The following is a 19,168-nucleotide window of genomic DNA, read 5'->3' as shown; positions in this document are numbered from 1 at the left end:
CGCGCTTTATTGGAACGATCACCCACGGCTTGGGGCGTGGGTTTGGCGCTTTTGGGCGCCATCTTTTTTTCTGGCAAGGCAATCGTCGTCAAACTGGCTTATGCCTACCCGGTTGACGCATCCACACTGCTGGCCATGCGCATGCTGTTGTCACTACCCCTGTTTTTGGGCGCACTCGTTTTCACGATACTGCGCGAAAAAAACGCAGTGAAAATGACAGGCAAAGACTATGGTTTGATTACCCTTGCAGGCTTGTTGGGATACTACCTGGCCAGCCTGTTCGATTTCATGGGCTTGCAATACATTACCGCCGGGCTCGAGCGGCTTATTTTGTTTACCTACCCATCCATCGTGTTGCTGATCGCCTGCATAGTGAAACAGCAGTGGCCACAGCCCTGGCAACTCATGTGCATGGCGCTCAGCTATGTGGGGTTGGCCGTGGTGTACGGTCACGAAACGGTGCTGGTGGGCGACAACACGGCGCTTGGCGTGGTGCTGGTGTTTGTTTCGGCCATTTGTTACGCCAGTTATTTGATTGTGGGTGAAAGGCTGCTAAAACGCCTGGGCACCATTCGGGTTACAGCCATGGCCACTTTGGTGTCGGCTGCGGCCATACTGATACAAATCAATGTTCAGCAACCGCTGAGCATCATCATTGAACAACCACTGCCAGTGTGGGGTTGGTCGCTGGTCAATGCGGTTTTTTGTACATTTGTACCCGTGTTTGCCGTGATGACCGCCATCAGCTTGATTGGCGCACCACGTGTGTCGCAACTGGGCATGATTGGCCCAATCGCCACGCTTGCACTGGGCACCTGGATATTAAAAGAACCATTTACTGTTTGGCATGCTGTGGGAACCGCACTTGTAATTTTGGGTGTGGCGCTACTGAGCATGAAGAAAGTCGCAAAAAAAGGAGTAACAACATGAGTACAACACCCGCAAAAATTGTCCGTTTTCACAACCCTGGCGCACCCGATGTGCTGAAAATGGAGGACATCGAGGTTGGCCCGCCCAAAGCTGGCGAGGTTCAAATTGAACACAAGGCAATTGGGCTGAATTACATCGAAGTGTATTGGCGTACCGGTGTTTACCCACAACCCCTGCCGTGCTGCCCCGGCACCGAAGGCGCTGGCATTGTGCGCGCGGTTGGCGAAGGCGTGACTGACCTGAAAGTGGGCGACCGCGTGGCCTATGGCTCGGGCCCTGTGGGTTCGTATTGCACCGTGCGCAACATGCCCGCACACCCATTGATGAAAATTCCAGACAGCATTGATTTTGAAACCGCAGCGGCCATGATGCTGAAAGGCTTCACCGCCCAATACCTGCTGCGCCGCGTGTACAAAGTGCAAGCTGACGAAACCATTCTGTTTCATGCCGCCGCAGGTGGCGTGGGTACGATTGCAACACAATGGGCAAAATCACTTGGAGTCCGTGTAATCGGTACCGTGTCCACGCGCGAAAAAGCAGAGTTGGCCAAGGCCAATGGTTGCGCAGAAGTGATTGTTACAAGCGAAGAAAATATTGTTGATCGCGTGAAGGAACTGACCGACGGAAAAGGCGTTCCCGTGGTGTACGACAGCGTGGGCAAAGCCACGTTTATGGATTCCCTGAATTGCCTGAAACCGCGCGGCATGATGATCAGCTTTGGCAATGCCAGCGGCAAGGTTGACCCGGTGCCATTGCAATGGCTGGCCGAGCGTGGTTCATTGGTGCTAACCCGCCCCACGGTTGCCTCTTTCACCGTGGACAAGGCTGAAATGCTGGAAAGTGCGGCTGAAATGTTTGGTGTGGTGGCCAGTGGTGCGGTGAAGATTCAAATCAACCAGCGATTTGCGCTGGCCGATGTAGTGAAGGCGCACACCGAGCTTGAAGGACGACGCACGACAGGTTGCACGGTGCTGATTCCTTGATTGGACTGTTGGCTTGCTGGAATACTGGTTTAGATATCCCGATCGGCTTGGGTTTCAATCTCTCGCCTGAAAACCTGTACTTCCCTTTTTGAAATTCACCCTGACTCACCTCGCTCGGCAAAAAGGCGGGCCGAGTCTCGGTGCCGGCCAATGGCCGACCGTGGCGGGTGAATTCAAACGGGCAGGTTTTCTTGAAGGCGAGGCGATCGAAACACCGCCGCCGATTGGGCTTTTGAGCCAGCGGTGACTCGGAGCTGAACTTGCAAGTGGTCGCACGATGACCAGTCAGAAAACTTGCCGGCTTGGCGCGCCGAGATAAACGATCGCGCCCTGGCGCGAAAGCCAAGACCCGACCGTTACTTTTGGAGGGCTTGGCTTAGTGCAGGCTCAAGCTGACAAGCCGATATGCCAAGTTTTCGGGCAGCGGTGACCCTTCAAGTTCAGATCAAAAGTCACCAATGACATGTGGCTCAGATAACTCATGCCGAGTGGGCTAAACACAACAGCGGTGACCCTTCGAGTTCAGCGAAAAAGTCAACTACAGCGCCACATGCCCTGTCTGCTGCGCAGGCTGCAGTGGCGCGTCTTTACTGGAAGGCGCATTGCGGGCACCCGCAGTTTTCACCGTGTAGATTTTCAGTTCCACACCATGCTGATGTTCCGCCTCCCGAACCCGTCCAATGAAATGGCGGGACACCACCTGCCCTTTGGACAGCCACATAAACCCGTCTGGCCCCTCAAAATCACGCGCCAACACCAAGCCTTCGTAAAGGTCTTCGCCATGCAAAATTTTCTCGTTGGCTTTCTCCGCAGCCTTCAATTTCACCAAGGCGATGGGCAGCACCTCGATCACCTTGGGGTCGTAGCGCTTGCCAGCAGCGCCCACCAAAAACGTTTGGGCCTGTAATTCATCAAACGCCTTGGAAGCAAGCCACCCTTGCTGCAACTCATCGTAATCCTCAGCCACCGCCAAAATGCGCGCTCCCAGTGGAATGCCGTCTGCCGCCAAACCATCTGGAAAACCCTGACCATCGTAGCGCTCATGGTGGTGTCGGATGATCTCGGACACATGCACCATTTCTGACAAACCATGAAATGCTGCCTGGGCCTTCATTGGGTGTTTCATCAAAGCCACACGCGCATCGCCTTTCAGCTCTACCACCGGTTTGAACAAGGTTTCATCACTCAAGCCCAATTTACCAATGTCATGCAGCAGCGCTGCCACGTAAATATCTTGTAATGCCGACTCACTGGCGTGAAGTTCTTTGGCAATCAATCGGGCCAGTTCAGCCACACGCAAACCATGCGCTGCAAGTTGGGGGGACCGCAATTCCATCAGATTGGAAAAAGACTTCACAGCGGCCAGGTACTGCATGCGCATCTCGCGCTGAATCTGCTCCAGCATCAACTGCATTTGATGGGTTTCAGCACGCTGCGATTCCAGTTGTTGATTCAGGGTTGAATTCGCCCCCGTCAAGCTTTCGACCTCTTTGCTCAAGGAATTGGCATTGCTCTGAACCTCCGCCAGCTGGCGCTCTAGTTCCTTGATCAACTGCTGGTTATCGGTGGCTTGTTCAACTGACATGATTCTGTTTCCCCTGCGAATGCGGCGCATTCTCCTTGAATGGAATAACGGCAAGCTTTGAAGAAATCTGAAACCCTTTTCCCCTCTAAATGGGGGGTGCCATTTGCTGAATCTGAAATGACAAATTGTCAGTATCAATTTGTATAAACAATCGAGTCACAAAGACCCCGGGAAGACGAGACATGAGACACGCCCTATTTGGCATATTGGCGCTGTGCGCGGCTTTGGCTGCCTGCAGTTCCGAGTCAGACACCGCTGCGACCACCACCGACAGCCGCACCACCCCCACAGAAGTTGAAGTAACGCCCACTGCATTCAATATTGCAAACCAGTGTGTCGCAATCCAATCGCTGGCCAACAACAAGTTTGTGGCCCTGAGCAGCGACGGCAGCTATGGCGTCACGGAATCTACGGCGGTGAACGCAGCCCCCTTCTTCCTCAAGCCCACGGCCTTGGGCAAGTACATGATTTACAACCGCAACGACGCCATGATGCAGGCTGTCGGCAACTCCGCAGGTACTCCGGTGGGCAGCAGCACTGCGTTCTCGGATTCAATCGAATGGGCTGTTCAGGAAGATGAAAAGGGTCGCGGCGGTTTCTCGCTGACCAACTCGGGAAACACCATGAAACTGGCCCTGCTCGGATTCAGCAACGGCTTAGGCACTGTAGAAAGTGCCGGCAACAGTGAAGAAACGCTGTTTCAGTTTATAAAAGCCACCGGGTGTGCCGAGTTTCCTGAAATTGCAACCAATACCGAAGGCCGTACCTTTGCCGGTGCGGGTCTGAACCGCGCAGTCAAGGGTTTTGCCGACGTTCACAACCACATCACTGCCACCACCTTTCTGGGCGGCGCACACCACGGAACGCCGCATCACCGGTTTGGCGTCACCCAGGCTTTGGGCAGTTGCGAGGCAAACCATGGCCCCATGGGCAGGCTTGACCTGGTCGACAACCTGTTCAAGTTTTCACCCCAAGCAAGCCACGACACGCAGGGTTGGCCTACTTTCCGCAGCTGGCCTGCAGCCGATGCGCTTACGCACGAAGGCTTGTATTACAAGTGGCTGGAACGCGCATGGAAAGCCGGCTTGCGTATTTTTGTTACCAACCTGGTTGAAAACGAAACGCTTTGCAACCTGGTTCGCAACACAAAAGGCAAACCATTGGCCAACTGCAATGAAATGGAAAGTGCTGTGACCCAAATTGAATACGCCAAACAGCTTGAAAGCTACATTGACGCGCAGGAAGGCGGCCCCGGCAAAGGGTGGTTCCGCATTGTGACCAGCCCGGCAGAGGCGCGACGAGTCATCAACGACGGCAAGCTGGCCGTGGTTCTGGGCATTGAAATTTCGCACCTGTTCAACTGTGGAATCAAGTTTGGCCAAAACCTGTGTGATGAAGCCGAGATCGACAAACAACTCGACCGCCTGCATGCGCTCGGCGTGCGCCAAATGTTCCCCATTCATGAATTTGACAACGCATTTGGCGGCAACGGCATTTTTGATGGTGCCGTGCTGAACGTGGGTAATTTTGTTGACACTGGCGCCTTCTGGCAAACCTACGATTGCCCCGGCGGTGAAAACAACTACGCCGACTACATTTTGCGTCAGCCCGGCGCAGTCATGACATCACTCCCGGGCTTGGGCAACGATCCTGTAACCCAGGCATTGATCGCCAACAACCCAGGTGTGGCCCCCATTTACCCCACGGGTGAGGACCAGCGCCAGTGTAATCGCCGCGGACTCACCGAGCTTGGCAAGTACGCCTTCAAGCGATTGATGGAAAAAGGCATCATCATTGAAGTGGATCACATGGAACTGAGCATCAAGGGTGACTTGATCGAGATGGCAGACCGCCAGCAGCCCAAGTACCCACTGGTGTCCACGCACGGCGCGCATGGTGGCATTACCCGCGAACAGGGCCGAAAAATTCTGGCTGCGGGCGGCATTATTTATCCCTATCAAGGCAACGCACAAAGCTGGGCCGAAGACCTGAAAGTGATTGCCCCGCTAAAAAGCCAGCAACATGATTTCGCCATGGGTTTTGGTGCCGACACCAATGGTCTGGGTGCCCAAGCGGGCCCACGGGCTGCAGATCGACCACAAATCACCTACCCCTTCACCCTGTTCCAGGGGCCCGACTGGGCAGGCGTATTCAACACCAACGTGAGCCCGGTGAAGTTTGAGAAACAAACCAGTGGCGAGCGCGCATTCGATGCCAACACCGAAGGGCAGGCGCACTATGGCCTGAAGGCCGACTGGGTTGAAGAATTGAGACTTGAGGGTGGCAACGAGGCCTTGAAGGCACTCTACAATTCTGCCGAGGTGTATATTCAAATGTGGGAACGAACAACGGCAAAGCGAACTCGAATCAATCCATGAACAAACGAGCACTTGTGTATCTTGGCCTGGCCAGCGCCACGCTGGCTGGGGCATACCTCTACGTACAATCATTGCCCCCCGACGCCCCCACTGGCAACCCGACTCAGACTCAAGGTGGTGCCGCGCAGGCACTTGAGTCACTCTCGATTGTGAATGGAAGCCTGACCACCGGCACATTCAACACCACGGTTCGCAAGGGGCAGCCCATCCAGTTTTTGGTGCACAGCAACCAAACTGACTCACTGATTGTTGAGGGGCTTGATGCTCGGGTCGCGCTGCCCGGCAATCAAACCACGCTGGTCAGCATTGCAGCCAATACGTTGGGCACCCACGCCATCGAGCTTGATCTTTCCGGCACCACAATCGGCAGCATCGAAGTCACACCATGACCCTGGCCCTGGTGGTGCTGATTAGCCTTGCCGCATTCATCACCTCCAGCATCACAGCCGCCATGGGCATTGGTGGCGGGGTGGTTTTGTTGGCGCTTATGGCACAGCTGGTGCCCCCCGCCCTGCTCATACCCTTGCACGGCGCGGCTCAACTCATGTCCAATACCAACCGAGTGTTGGTACAACGCAAATTCATCAACTGGGCTTATATCAAACCATTCTTGCTGGGCTCAATCGTTGGCGGCGCATTGATCACTCCGCTTGCACTGTACATGCCTGTTGCGCTGGGCCAGGTAATACTGGGTGCGTTCATTGTGCTGGCCACCTGGAAAAGCGCATGGTTGCGGCTGGCAAACTGGCCTGCCGCTGTATCTGGAGGCATTACCACGGGCCTTAGTTTGGTGTTGGGTGCCACAGGGCCCCTGGTGATGTCGGTACTTCCGAAGTCTGCCTGGGAACGGCAAGTCATTGTGGGCACGCACGGCATGGCCATGGTCATTCAACATGGCATCAAGGTCATTGCGTTTTCCAGCCTGAATATAAGTTTGGTGCAGTACTGGCCATTGTTACTGGGCATTGGCATGGCAACGCTGGCAGGCAACCTGGTGGGGGCCAGGTTACTGGCCCGCGTACCGGAAGAAAAATTCACCGTTATGCTGAACTGGCTGCTCACCGCATTGGCAATTCGTTTGATGTGGCAAGGCATCAGCACCCTTCTGGCAAGCGGCACCTAACCATTTCGGGTTCCCATTCAACAGGGATATCAAGCGGCTCGTTGTGTTTCACACTAAAGGCTGAACACGATTCACCGCCCCTGAAGGTTGCCCCATGGTATTCAAAACTATTCTTGACTCGCTGACCCTGCCCAAAAAATGCGCCATCATCGCGCTGCCACTGTTGCTGGCATTCGGCTTTTTGTTTCAGCAAATGTACGCCCAAATCAACACACTGATCAGTTCTTCCGAGAACGAGCTACGGGGCACGGTTTTTCTGGAAAAGATGAATCCCCTGATGCAAAAAATTCTGCTGGATCGTGCGCAAAGCCAATCCGGGGCAGCGGGCGAACTAAGCGCATCGATCAAAGCTGCAAAAGCAGAATTGCCCGGCAACTGGCCAATCACAGCCAGCAACCTGGATCAGGTTGCAACTCTGTTGCCACAGGCCTTGAACCAGAACGCCAGCGAGGCCCAATCGGAAGAACTGGGCAATCAAATGGTCACCCTGGTGCGTCAACTGGCCGATGAAAGCGAACTGACGCTAGACCCTTTCCTGCCAAGCTACTACATGATGAGCCCCATGGCATTCCAACTGCCACGTGTCATCGAGTACCTGTCCGAGTTGCAGGGCCGCTTGCGCAACCCCGGCACCGACCCGGCAGCCAGCTTGAGCTTTGTTCAATCCCGGCTTGGCACCTTGGGCCGGGCCATGGATGAAATTCGCGAAGCCACCGAAAAATCAGCTGCTGCAGGTGGCGCAATCACCAGCGAGACACGCGCACAGATCGACACCATTGATCAGCGCATCGACACCATCTCGGGCTGGGCCAAAGAGCAATCTGCCAAAGACCTGAACTACGACAGCATAACTGGCCAGGCCGACACGGTTCGCTTGCTTGGCGAAGCGGTCAACACTGGCTTTCAGCTCAGCCAAAGCCTGAACAAAACCTTGCAGGCCGATTTGACTGACCGGATCTCAGGCATGCAAGGCGCCTTGATTAACGCGGGTGCGGGTTCACTGGCTGTGCTGTTGTTGGCATTCGCGCTGGGGTATGTGGTGTTCAAAGACACCAACACCGAAATTGCCCAAATTCTTGCGCATGCAAAAATCATCGGCATGGGCGATCTGTCCAAATCCATTGAAAGCCATGGCAGCAATGAAATCAGCAAAATTCGCACTGCACTCGAGAACATTCGTCAAAAACAAACGAGTCTTGTGGGCGAGGTGAAAGACGCCTCAACCCGGATGGCCGACACCATCAATACCTTGGTGACCGCTGCGTCGCAAGTCAAAATCAGTGTGCAGGAACAAACCGATTCCGCCTCGGCTGTTGCCGCCTCGGTGGAGGAACTCACGGTTTCAATTGGTCAGGTACATACCCACGCCAGTCAGGCGCTTGGCCTGTCCAATCAGGCAGGTCAATCGTCAATCAGTGGTCGGGAAAGTGTTAAACAAGCCCGCGAGGCCATGGAAAAAATTGGCACCGCCTCGGGCACCCTGGCACAAAGCATCAACAACCTGGGCAATCAGTCTGACAACATCTCCAGCATTATTCAGGTGATTCATGCAATTGCCGATCAAACCAATTTACTTGCACTGAATGCGGCCATTGAAGCGGCACGTGCTGGCGAACAAGGGCGTGGCTTTGCGGTAGTGGCCGATGAAGTACGCAAGCTGGCTGAGAAAACAGCCGCGTCGACAAAAAGCATTTCGTCTTTGATCTCGGACATTCAAAATGAAACGCGCTCAGCGGTTGACCAGGTCACAGGGTGGGCCGAGATGATCAGTTCAGGCCAACAGTCTTCGATGGGGGCAGATCAGCAAATGGAGTCCATCAACCACCACACCTGCGATGCAGAACGTGCGGTTACCGAAATTACTGAGGCGTTGAAAGAGCAAAGCGCCGCCTCCACGCTGATCGCTCAGCAAGTGGAGCGCATTGCCCGCATGACGGAGGAAAGCCAAGGGGTAGCCCATGAGGTGAACCTGGTGATCACAGAGCTGCAAAGCCTGTCGAATCAAATGGACACCGTCATGGGCAAATTCAAACTGGCCCAACAGGCCTGATTCTTAAATGCGCTCGATTCTGACTTTTTCCTGAAACAGGATCGAGCTTAAAAACGTTGCAAAAAGCGAGTACAACAGTGCTGCAAGCACCGCCCACCAGAAACCGTTTACCTGGAAACCTTCAAGAATGGAGCCGACCCAGTAAAACATCAATCCATTCAAAATGAAGTAAAACAACCCCAGTGTCAGCACAGTCAAAGGCAAGGTCAAAATTAACAACACCGGTTTCACAATGGTGTTGACCAAACCAAGAATCAGTGCGGCCCACAATGCAGCCCAAACCCCCTCAACAACCACACCAGGCAACAGGTAAGCCACACCCATCAGTGCCACCGCGTGCAAAACCCAGCTCAGCAAGAGTTTCAAATCCATTCCTCCAAGTTCAGAAAACAAGTGATGTACAATCAATTTGCTTGGCTGCCAAGCTAACACATTTCAAGAAACCGGATTCAACAACAACTTTAAGCAACAACGAGAATTTCAGAATGGATGTCAGTCAACGCCTAGTTTCACGCAGCTGCCCCTTTTGCCAGAACAGCGCAGAAGACTCAACAACCCTGAGTTACGGCAACAGCGAATGGCCCATGATTGAGTGCAACAAATGCCATTTTGTGTATCTGAAACGCGCGCCGGTCTACGAGCGGCTCAGCGAAGAGTTTGCCTGGGAAAAAACATCGGAAACAGAGCGGCAGGTTCGCGAAGAACGCGAACCGGTCAAGCAAGGCTTGAGCCGCGCTTTCAAACACTTTCGTCAAAAAGTACTCAAACGCAACAAATTGCCTGAATTGATCGAGAAGTACATTCCCGGCGGGCGTGTGCTGGACATAGGCTGCGCCGCTGGCGGGTTACTCGCCACCTTGCCGGCCAAGTACCAGCCGCACGGCATCGAAGTGTCTAAAGCTTTGGCACAAGCTGCCAGCGAGGTAGTGGAGCCCCGAGGCGGTAGCATCATGCATGACAACGCGCTCAATGGCATCCAAAAACTACCCGAGAATCACTTTGCTGGCGTGCTGATGAGTGCGTTTCTCGAGCATGAAGTTGAACCCAATGGCCTGTTGCAAGGCGTGGCCAAAGTGCTTCAACCCGGCGGGGTGGTCATTATTAAAGTACCCAACTACGGCTCATGGAACCGCAAAATCCGGGCTGAAAAGTGGTGTGGTTTTCGCCTGCCCGATCATGTGAATTACTTTACCCCTGACAACTTGGAGGCGCTGATCGTGCGGCAAGGCATGAAAGTGGTTCAGTTTGGTTTGGCCGACCGGCAACCCACCAGCGACAATATGTGGATTGTTGCTGCGAAATAAGGTGGCTTGTCAGCTTGTAGCCAACTTTACCAGTTTGTTGAGTACATATATCAGGTCTTCGGGCTGAAGCGGTTTGTGCAGCACTGCGTTCATGCCTGCTGCCAATGCGCGCTTTTCATCTTCCGGGCCCACCTCACCGGTTAGTCCAATCACGGGCAAGTCAGCATTAAACGGTTGCTTTCGCAATTCACGGGTGGCCTCAAGGCCATCCATCAACGGCATTTGCACATCCATCACCACCGCATCAAAACCATGGCCGTATTGCAATAAATAGGACAATGCCTCCAGCCCGTTGTTGGCTTTGGTAATGTTCGCCTGCCTGCGCACCAAAATACCTTCCAGCACTTTCAAATTCAAATCGCTGTCATCGACGATCAACAAATTCATCTTGGTGCGAATCGTGGCCACCGAATTCGTTTGAGCAGTCAAACCGGAGGGGGTGTTTTTAAATGCATTTTGAAGTTGCAGTGGTGTCAGCGGCTTCACATAAATGGCACTGAATGCTTCACTAATCCCGTTGTCCAGCAAACGCCGCGTGTCGTCACTGCCCAGCAGCACTGCACACGGAACACCCATCAAGCCCATCGTCTTCACAAACTCAAGCCAGGCCAAACGATCAATTTGCCGCTTTGGGAAATCCATCACAATCCCGGCAACCCCTGCCGCAGCGTGCATAAAATGGCGCGCCTCTTCAAGGCTACCCACAGTAATCAGTTTGCGCCCAATCAATTCACAAGAATGCAGCAAAGCCTGGGTTTGAAACTCACTCTCTGACACCAACAACAATGTATCGTCTGCATGGATCAACTCGCTTGCAGGCTCCTGAGGCAGCGCAAACTCAAGCTCTGCCCAGAAGGTGCTTCCGTGCCCCAGCTCGCTGGTGAAACCCAGGCTGCCATTCATCAATTCCACCAACTTTTTAACCAGACTCAGACCAAGCCCCGAGCCACCGAACTCCCGTGCAACAGAAGTATTTGCTTGGTGAAATTGCCTGAACAAATTGGCTTGACCTTGCGGAGAAATACCCACCCCGGTGTCGCGCACCTCTAAGCGCAGGCGGCAAACACTGCCTTGATTGGAGAGCACCTGCAGCGACAAATGCACATGCCCCACCTGCGTAAACTTGATCGCATTGCCAACCAGGTTCACCGCAATTTGACGCAAGCGCAACTCATCGCCCATCAATTCTCGCGGCAAATCTTTTGAAGGATCAATGATCAACTCAATGGGCTTGTTGGCCGCAGCACCTGTCATGATGCCCGACACCTTGTCGATAAAATCAAGCGTAGAAAACTGTTTGGACTCCAGCTCCATGCTGCCCGCTTCAATTTTCGAAATATCCAGAACGTCGCTCACCAAATCAATGAGATTGCGCGATGTTTTCTCCAGACTCTCCAAAAGCAGCTTTTGATTGCTCGAGGCCGAAGTGTCCTTCAACAAATAAGTCAGCCCCACAATACCGTTCAGTGGCGTTCGAATCTCGTGACTCATGTTCGACAAAAACTCTGTCTTCGCCTGACTGGCCATTTCCACCCGGGCGTTGGCTTCGCGCAAACGCCTGTTTTTGTGGGCCAGATTGTGGGCCATCTGGTTCACTGCCTTGGACACGTCGCCCAACTCATCGTTGGTATTAACCGCGCACACCGCATCTTCATCGCCATTGCGAATGTCATCGGCTGTGCGTTTCAGCTTGGCCAATGGGTTCAATACGCCTGTGCGCATTAACACCACCAGCAAGGCAATAACCACCACAAAACTGCCCAGCCCGACCGATTCCAGCAGGGTAAGGCCCTTCAGGTTTCTGGCTTGTGCGTCATTGACCTGTGTAGACCATTGGTAACCCAGCTCTGAAATGACCTGGGTTTCGGCAATCAGGCGCTCAACAATCAAACTTTCACGACGTTCCAGAAATGCTGCATTGTTGTTACCGGGCACCGATCCTTTGGTGAGTTCGTAGAAGATGGGTTTAAGCTCAGCAAGACTTACCTGAATATCCGAAAGCTCTTGTGGGGCCACCGACGAACTCACGGTTGTCGTGATTAAGCGCTCCAGTTCTTCCTGAGTGCGCAACCAGGCGTCGGCCACAGAGGGCGATTTGAACAGCACATACTCTTGCGTCAACACCAGCAAACTAGACGACAGGCGCGTAAGATTTTGTGCCTTTTGGGATTGCTCCAAACCTTTGAAATGCTCACTCAGAATGAACAGATTGCCCAACACCAACAGCACCGCGCAAACAATGGTGCTGAGAATAGCAAGGTTAATTTTGGTGGCAACGCGCACTAAGACTTCCCTTTACTGAAGCGACACTGCGCCAGGGTCTACAGTTTTCAAAAAAGCGGGGTAGAAAAACCCGGTGAAGTTCGGCTGATGAGAGTTACCAGGCACATGCCCTTCACGAATTGCCCACCTCGCCTGCCCTTCCATTGTGCGCGGTAACGAGCGATTCAAACTCAAACGGAAACGATAGTTGTCAAAAATTCGATCGACTAGCACCACAGGAATTTTCAAACGCTTCGCAGCGAGCGCCTTGGCTTTGTCGGGATGCATTTGTATGAACTGGGTGCTGTCCTTTAAGGCCCGAACAATGCGCTCGATTTCCTTGGGTTTGCTTTTGATCACATCTTGCATGGCAATCAGGTTGAATGTTGCGGTGTACAACTTGGGAATGGGTACCAACATCACCTCGGCGCCCAGCTCCAGTTCAATGCGCGAAGCGAAAGGCTCCCAGATGCACAGCGCATCGACCTCTTTGTTGGCCAGTGCCATTAGTGCAGTTTCCGGAGTAATTGCTTTTAACTTCACCGTGTCGGGATCGATACCGTTGTACACCAGCACAGAGTCCAACACATACTGGCTTGCACTGCCCTTTACATACCCCAGTGTTTTGTTTCGAAGTTGGCCAGGCTGATTAATTTTCGCCTCTGTGCGCGCCACCACTTTCAAGTCGTTCGAACCGCTGACAAAGCTGGTCAAGATCGCAAAATCGTTGCGAGTAAAACTACTGAACACCACTGGCAACTCAGTGGCTGTAGAAAGGTCGGTTTGGCCATTCAGCATGTTTTTTATACAGCGATTGCCGCCCACGCAATTCATGAACTCGACGCTGACACCATGCTTTTGGAAAAACCCCTCTTCCTCGGCCACATACAAAGGCAAGGAGAGCACAGTTTCTGACACACCGATACGCAACGGTTCAGCCTGCGCACCAAGCGTTGACAAAAGAAAGCAGAAAAAAAGTACGGCACGGATCATTCAAACTCTCTGATGACAGTGGACCCCTAAAAAGTGTAGGGGCATTGTTACATCAGAAAACTACCAAGAAGAAACACAAAAAGCCCTCTCTTCCGGACATTGAATGATCAAACACTCAAGGAGTGTCGCGGGGGATAAACAAAGGGTTACGCCTTTTACTGCGTAACCCTGATTGACTTGAATTTAGAATGCAAAAGTGGCAGTCAGGTTCAAGCCATCCGCCTCAATGTTGTCTTTGTCGTACAGCATTTCGTAGCCTGCGCGAATGTTCACATTGCCTGCGGTGTACATCACACCGCCGCCGTAGTTCAGACCACCGTCGTCATCGCTGGTGTTAAAGCCCGGGCCGCTGATATTGGCGTCCAGAAAACCATAACCCAATGTGCCATACAGTGAGAACTGGTTGTTCAAAGGCAATTTACCCAGCAAGTTGGCACCAATGTAAGAGTCTACTTTGGCGCGGAACGCACCAGAATTTTCCTCGTCTACCCCAGTGAGCAAACGACCCTCAACAGCCAGGTTGGGGCTTAGTTCATAGCCACCCACCACGCCAAGTGTGTCCACATCGAGTTCCACACCACCCATTCGGCTGTCGGTAATACCCAAGCTGTTGTAAGTGGCACCCAAGTAAGGGCCTTCAGCAAAGGCTGGGCTGGCTGCAGCGGCAGACAATACGGCAACAGAAATTAATTTTTTCATGGCTGACTTCCTATGGTTGTTTTAGATACTGCGCCCCCCTTGGGAGGGGGCACGATGTCTAACGCAGGAAATTCGCCTTCGGGTTACAAAAACCCGTGATACGCAGTAATCAGGCCGCCAAAGGTGCCTGGCCCTTGCGCTTCAAGCTTGGCAAGCTGTACTTGAATGCGCGGCCCACCACAGTGGAGAACTGCTTGAACAAGGAGGCCTTGTTGTAATGCTGGCCATAGCGTTTGCAAATTTCCTGCACTTCAACCGACATTTCCGCGTAGCGGTGCGCAGGCACCTCCGGGAACAGGTGGTGCTCGATCTGGTGGCTCAGGTTGCCCGACATGATGTGGAACAACTTGCCGCCTGTCAGGTTTGAAGATCCCTTCAACTGACGCAGATACCAGTGCGCCTGCGACTCGCCTTCAATAATCGACTTGTCGAACACTTCGGAATCGGCTGTAAAGTGACCACAGAAAATAATCACAAAGGTCCAGTAATTGCGAATGATGTTGGCAATGAAGTTACCTGCCAACACGGGCAAGAAAAACGGACCGGCCAAGAGCGGGAAAAACACATAGTCTTTCGCAATCTGGCGACCTGCCTTTTTGAAGGTGGGAATGGCGCGGTCTTTGGTTTCCTTCAGGGTTTTCTCGCCGTTGATTACTTTTTCAAGCTCAAGGGTTTGCAAAGCCAGCAGGTTTTCAAAGAAGGTGGCCAAAATCACCATCAAAGGCACGTTCGCCAAGAAACGTGGTTCCCACTTTTGTTCAGGGAACAGGCGCAGTACACCGTAACCGATGTCGTGGTCCTCGCCCAGCACGTTGGTGTAGGTGTGGTGGCGGTAGTTGTGGCTGTAGCGCCAGTTGTCGGCGGTACACCAGGTGTCCCACTCGTAGGTTTGACCCATCAGGCGCTTGTTCTGCATAAAGTCGTACTGGCCGTGCATCACATTGTGGCCCAACTCCATGTTTTCCAGAATTTTCGACACACCCAAAGTTAACGTACCCAGAATGAATGCTGGCGGAAAAATGCCAGCCATCAACATGCCTCGGCCCGCAATTTCAGTGTAGCGAACAGCTTTTTCAATCTTGGTGATGTACTTGGCATCGCGTTCGCCTACATCCGCCAAATGCTTTTGGCGAATCGCTTCAATTTCAGCACCGAACTGTTCCAGTTCAGCGGGGCTCAATTTGCGGTCAACTTTTCTCATGATTTGCTCCAGTATTTTTAAGTTTTGCTTTTACAGGTCCAGTGAAACCGGGCCTTGGGCGGCGTTAATACACAAACGCAGCGCCGTGTTGTTGGTGCCGCACACCGATTTGTTTTGCATGTTTTGCGTAGTGCCTGTCAGCTTTTCGCATGAACAGGTGTTGCAAATGCCCATGCCACAACCGTGCGGTGGGTTAATGCCCTGCTCTTGCAGCGCTTTCAACAGTGGCTTGTTGTTGCTCACTTCAAGAATGCGATTGCTTTTGGTCAGGGTCACAGTGAATGTTTTCACCTCGGCGTTTTCATCCACGCCGAGCGCCATGGGCGTGAACGACTCGGCATGGAAACTCTTGGGCGTATCGCCCAGAATGCCGCGCAGTGCGCTCATAAAACCATCGGGGCCGCAGGCATACACATCGGTGTTGTCCAAAGTGCACGCCACAGCAGCAAACTGCTCTGCGCTTGGGCGACCGGCCAAATCACCTTCGGCCAAGTTGGCGCCGCTTTCCAGCAAACGCACATATTTGAAGTGTTCGTTGGATTTTGCTTTCAGTGTGGCGTCAAACAACACGTCTTCGGGGTTGCGGGCCCAGCTCATCAGCGTTACATCGGCTGGCCAGCCTTGGGCTTCCAGTGTTTCAATCAGGCTGATCATGGGTGTAATGCCGCTACCGGCTGCAAGCAACAGCATGGTGGGGCGCTCGGTGTCCAGATTCGGCTGCGTATGTGAAAGAGTCATGTCACCGAACACATCGCCAAGTTCAACAACCGCACCCACTTCCATTTGGTTCACCGCGAAGCGCGACACCAAACCGGTTGGGGTTTGCTTAATTGTTAAGCGCACCAGGCCGCTTTCAGTGGGGGCATTGCTGAAGCTGTATGAGCGGGTGTGCACCACACCATCAATCGTGACGCTCAGGTTCACGTGCTGGCCGGCTTCAAAACCCTTGAACAAGGCATTGGGGCGCAACCACAGGCTGACTGCATCGGCTGTTTCACGGTCAATGCGCACCACCTCGGCCAGGCAACGGTCAGCAGAATGGGTGCTGCCAGCTTGCTCAAGCCAGAAAGTCACGAATTCCTGACCCAGAATTTTGGAGAGTCCGCGGACTACTTTGTTGGACAGTTGGCTGTTGGTTCTCATTGCGTTTTCCACGTTAGTGAACAGATGTGCACTAATGTACATAAAAACGCCTGTTTTTCGCAAGAAATTTTGATGAAAAAACTAGAACAAAGTGTCAGAAGAGTACAACTGTACACCCAATTATTTTTATATGCTATTGATTTTATGCATTTTTTTAAAAAAAGGGAAGAAATTAATATTCAGTGAACATTTTTTAGTTTTCTTCAATTTTTGCTGTCTTTTTGACTTGAAAATAGAAAACCCAAGCGCATTTGTATATCATTTTCTTATAAAAATGATAGACAACGTGATTTGATGGAACTAAATTAACGTCTAACCATTTTGAGTATCATTTCTTTGAAAATTTGACACTCAAACTAATTTACCTATCCTTGCAATTCAGTATCAACCCACAAATTAACCATGAATCTGAATTTAAGTAACGCAGTGCACTATCACTACGATCAATTCCCACCGGGCCCGCTGAACTACGGGAACATGATCGATGCGCTGCTTAGGGCCACCAGTGCATTGGCTCGATACGATCAAATGCTTAAAAACATGCACAACAGCGAAATACTGTTGGCCCCCCTGAGGAATCAGGAAGCTGTGATTTCATCACGCATGGAAGGTACCGTCAGCACCATGGATGAAATTTTACGCTACGAGGCGGACCACGCCGGCGACAGCGAAAATGCAAGCAATGTGCGGTCTGAAGTGATAGAAACCATCCTTTACCAAAGGGCGCTTAAAGCGGCGCAATCTGCACTGAACGACGGCTATCCGATTTCGCAATCCTTGATCAAGGGAATTCACCAGCGTTTGCTTTCGTTTGGGCGGGGTGCCACCAAATCACCTGGCGAATTCAAAACAGAGCAAAATTACCTCGCCGACAAAAGTCAGCGAAAAATTCTTTTCGTACCCGTAAGCCCTGAAAGGCTTCACGAGGGGCTCGACACACTGTTCGACTACATCAACAACAACCAAGATCCGGTTTTAATCAAAACCGCACTGACTCATGTCGAGTTCGAATCACTGCACCCATTCAAAGACGGAAACGGAAGAATCGGGCGCATGCTCATTACCCTCATGCTGTGGAAATCGGGAATTATTTCAGCACCCCATTTCTACATCAGCGGCTATTTTGAAGACCACAAAGACGAGTACATCGACACCATGCGCCAGGTGTCAGCGAAAGGTGAATGGACCCAATGGTGTGTGTTTTTCCTCTCGGCTGTGGAGTCTCAAGCAATACGTAACCTAACCATTGCAGAAAACATCAGAACACTTTACGAAGAAATGAAACAGGTTTTTGCCGACACCCTGTCTTTAAAGTGGAGCATGAATGCACTGGACTTTGTTTTCTCCAATCCAATCTTCAGAAACAACAGGTTCACAAGCAATGCCGGCATTCCGGTTCCCACCGCTGCACGCTTTACCAGGGCCCTGCTAGACAACAAAATCATTCATACACTTGAGGAAGCATCGGGCCGCAGACCTGCTCTTTACTCATTCGAACCACTCATGAATTTGCTGCGCGTTTAAAGGCTCGAACTTGTCAGCTTCAACCCAGCAACGCTTTTTGATCATTGATCATGCGGTCGGCCACAATGTTGGCATCTATTTTTAACCCACCCTCGCTGAGCTGGCGGCGAATCATTTCCACCTTGTCTGCATCAAACGGGGTGGTGCTGTCCAACAACATGGTGCCCCTGGGCCGTGAAACAGACACCACCACACTGGCACCGTCTCGATCCGCTGCTATCTTCACCTCGGGCGGACGAGATGCCGCCAAAGCATCGGCCTTTTTGGGATCGGGCATAGTAAAGGCTATTGGGGGTTTGTCGCTGGAAATCATACTGTTGACCATGGTTGAGTTATTGACACAAACAAGCGGAACAATACTTAAAGCAGCTACAAAGATAAAGTGAACATTGCAGAACGAAGCAGCAAGAAATAATCCGACCCCTTGTCAGACAATTAGACGACCTCAATCCGACCATATCCGAACAAGAAAAAACCTTCGTAGATCAACTACCATTCCATACACCCCACCAACACGTTTACCCACTATCATGGTTGCATCAAGCCAATAAACACCTCGCCAACCTGGACCGCAGATCATGATCCGTCTTCTTTATTGCAGCCAAGCCAAACCAGATTTCACCAAAGAAACCTTGGATGAAATCCTGTTAATTTCCAGAAAAAATAACAGCACAGCAGGAATTACCGGAGTGCTTGTTCACGGAGGCGGTATGTTCATGCAGGTTCTGGAAGGGCCAGAACAGCAGGTACTTCGAACCTACATGAAAATTCTGGATGACAAGCGGCACACCGACAGTCGAATCATTCATATCTCGCCAGTGAAAGAGCGCTTGTTTGACAATTGGACAATGGGTGTCATCGAGGCTGAACCGCTTACCTTCGAGCACGTGGCCAAATTACGGGCACGCCGCTTGGAGTCAGTTACTGCAGACGCCTTTTACCAAGTCATGCGCGAATTCAACGCAATGTTGGTGAAAACCTAAAGTATCACCC

The 19,168-nt window shown here is 52.2% G+C and carries 18 protein-coding genes; 10 read left to right on the top strand and 8 right to left on the bottom strand.

The window, feature by feature from the left end; all coding sequences use genetic code 11:
• Window positions 1-9: 9 nt before the first annotated feature.
• The 3 genes from ACVL1J_RS10460 (at window position 10) to ACVL1J_RS10450 (ending at window position 2,160) form a co-directional block, all read left to right on the top strand.
• On the top strand, window positions 10-930 hold the full coding sequence (locus ACVL1J_RS10460) for a DMT family transporter (protein ID WP_159572787.1): 921 nt from the start codon (window positions 10-12) through the stop codon (window positions 928-930).
• On the top strand, window positions 927-1,913 hold the full coding sequence (locus tag ACVL1J_RS10455) for a quinone oxidoreductase family protein (protein ID WP_394673567.1): 987 nt from the start codon (window positions 927-929) through the stop codon (window positions 1,911-1,913). The genes ACVL1J_RS10460 and ACVL1J_RS10455 overlap by 4 nt, the downstream gene beginning before the upstream one ends.
• Window positions 1,914-2,001: 88 nt before the next feature.
• Window positions 2,002-2,160 (top strand): hypothetical protein, encoded by a 159-nt coding sequence (locus ACVL1J_RS10450; protein ID WP_491665334.1) that lies wholly within the window; start codon window positions 2,002-2,004, stop codon window positions 2,158-2,160.
• A gap of 291 nt (window positions 2,161-2,451) precedes the next feature.
• Here ACVL1J_RS10450 and ACVL1J_RS10445 read toward each other — a convergent pair whose 3' ends face one another.
• A complete protein-coding gene (locus ACVL1J_RS10445; protein ID WP_341237486.1) occupies window positions 2,452-3,498 on the bottom strand; it encodes an HD domain-containing phosphohydrolase in 1,047 nt (348 codons plus the stop codon).
• Between the two features lie 182 nt (window positions 3,499-3,680).
• On the opposite strand from ACVL1J_RS10445, the gene ACVL1J_RS10440 reads away from it, so the two are divergent.
• From ACVL1J_RS10440 to ACVL1J_RS10425, 4 genes are all read left to right on the top strand, one after another.
• Window positions 3,681-5,876: a peptidase M19 gene (locus ACVL1J_RS10440; RefSeq protein WP_341237487.1), complete on the top strand. Its 2,196-nt coding sequence runs from the start codon at window positions 3,681-3,683 to the stop codon at window positions 5,874-5,876.
• Entirely contained in the window at window positions 5,873-6,265 is a 393-nt protein-coding gene (locus ACVL1J_RS10435; protein ID WP_341237488.1) for a hypothetical protein, read from the top strand. Before ACVL1J_RS10440 ends, ACVL1J_RS10435 begins: the two co-directional genes overlap by 4 nt.
• Entirely contained in the window at window positions 6,262-6,999 is a 738-nt protein-coding gene (locus ACVL1J_RS10430; RefSeq protein ID WP_159572777.1) for a sulfite exporter TauE/SafE family protein, read from the top strand. Before ACVL1J_RS10435 ends, ACVL1J_RS10430 begins: the two co-directional genes overlap by 4 nt.
• Window positions 7,000-7,093: 94 nt before the next feature.
• Window positions 7,094-9,049: a methyl-accepting chemotaxis protein gene (locus ACVL1J_RS10425; RefSeq protein ID WP_341237489.1), complete on the top strand. Its 1,956-nt coding sequence runs from the start codon at window positions 7,094-7,096 to the stop codon at window positions 9,047-9,049.
• A gap of 3 nt (window positions 9,050-9,052) precedes the next feature.
• Here the strand turns inward: ACVL1J_RS10425 and ACVL1J_RS10420 are convergent, their stop codons facing one another.
• Complete coding sequence (locus ACVL1J_RS10420; protein WP_201301518.1) at window positions 9,053-9,415, bottom strand: phage holin family protein; 363 nt, start codon at window positions 9,413-9,415, stop codon at window positions 9,053-9,055.
• Window positions 9,416-9,534: 119 nt separating this feature from the next.
• On the opposite strand from ACVL1J_RS10420, the gene ACVL1J_RS10415 reads away from it, so the two are divergent.
• Window positions 9,535-10,353 (top strand): class I SAM-dependent methyltransferase, encoded by an 819-nt coding sequence (locus tag ACVL1J_RS10415; RefSeq protein WP_159572771.1) that lies wholly within the window; start codon window positions 9,535-9,537, stop codon window positions 10,351-10,353.
• Window positions 10,354-10,362: 9 nt separating this feature from the next.
• Here ACVL1J_RS10415 and ACVL1J_RS10410 read toward each other — a convergent pair whose 3' ends face one another.
• The 5 genes from ACVL1J_RS10410 to ACVL1J_RS10390 all read right to left on the bottom strand — a co-directional run bounded on the left by ACVL1J_RS10410 (window position 10,363) and on the right by ACVL1J_RS10390 (window position 16,651).
• Window positions 10,363-12,636 carry an ATP-binding protein gene (locus ACVL1J_RS10410; RefSeq protein ID WP_341237490.1) on the bottom strand — a complete coding sequence of 758 codons (2,274 nt, stop codon included), beginning with the start codon at window positions 12,634-12,636 and terminating at the stop codon, window positions 10,363-10,365.
• Between the two features lie 12 nt (window positions 12,637-12,648).
• Window positions 12,649-13,608 (bottom strand): ABC transporter substrate-binding protein, encoded by a 960-nt coding sequence (locus tag ACVL1J_RS10405; protein ID WP_341237491.1) that lies wholly within the window; start codon window positions 13,606-13,608, stop codon window positions 12,649-12,651.
• 183 nt (window positions 13,609-13,791) lie between these two features.
• Window positions 13,792-14,307, bottom strand: coding sequence for a porin family protein (locus tag ACVL1J_RS10400; RefSeq protein WP_159572765.1), 516 nt, complete (start codon window positions 14,305-14,307; stop codon window positions 13,792-13,794).
• Between the two features lie 109 nt (window positions 14,308-14,416).
• Window positions 14,417-15,508, bottom strand: coding sequence for a fatty acid desaturase family protein (locus ACVL1J_RS10395; RefSeq protein WP_341237492.1), 1,092 nt, complete (start codon window positions 15,506-15,508; stop codon window positions 14,417-14,419).
• A gap of 30 nt (window positions 15,509-15,538) precedes the next feature.
• The gene (locus ACVL1J_RS10390; RefSeq protein ID WP_341237493.1) at window positions 15,539-16,651 is read right to left on the bottom strand and encodes a ferredoxin reductase; all 1,113 of its coding nucleotides are present in this window, start codon (window positions 16,649-16,651) and stop codon (window positions 15,539-15,541) included.
• 402 nt (window positions 16,652-17,053) lie between these two features.
• Between ACVL1J_RS10390 and ACVL1J_RS10385 the strand changes: the two genes are divergently transcribed.
• Complete coding sequence (locus tag ACVL1J_RS10385; RefSeq protein ID WP_341237494.1) at window positions 17,054-18,175, top strand: Fic family protein; 1,122 nt, start codon at window positions 17,054-17,056, stop codon at window positions 18,173-18,175.
• Between the two features lie 19 nt (window positions 18,176-18,194).
• Here ACVL1J_RS10385 and ACVL1J_RS10380 read toward each other — a convergent pair whose 3' ends face one another.
• The gene (locus ACVL1J_RS10380; protein ID WP_394673556.1) at window positions 18,195-18,500 is read right to left on the bottom strand and encodes a flagellar biosynthesis anti-sigma factor FlgM; all 306 of its coding nucleotides are present in this window, start codon (window positions 18,498-18,500) and stop codon (window positions 18,195-18,197) included.
• Between the two features lie 253 nt (window positions 18,501-18,753).
• Here ACVL1J_RS10380 and ACVL1J_RS10375 point away from each other — a divergent pair, with 253 nt between their 5' ends.
• Entirely contained in the window at window positions 18,754-19,158 is a 405-nt protein-coding gene (locus ACVL1J_RS10375) for a BLUF domain-containing protein (RefSeq protein WP_341237496.1), read from the top strand.
• The last annotated feature ends 10 nt before the right edge of the window (window positions 19,159-19,168 follow it).

Source organism: Limnobacter sp. G6BE5S (assembly GCF_058448965.1).
This window is presented reverse-complemented; position numbering and strand designations above follow the sequence as displayed.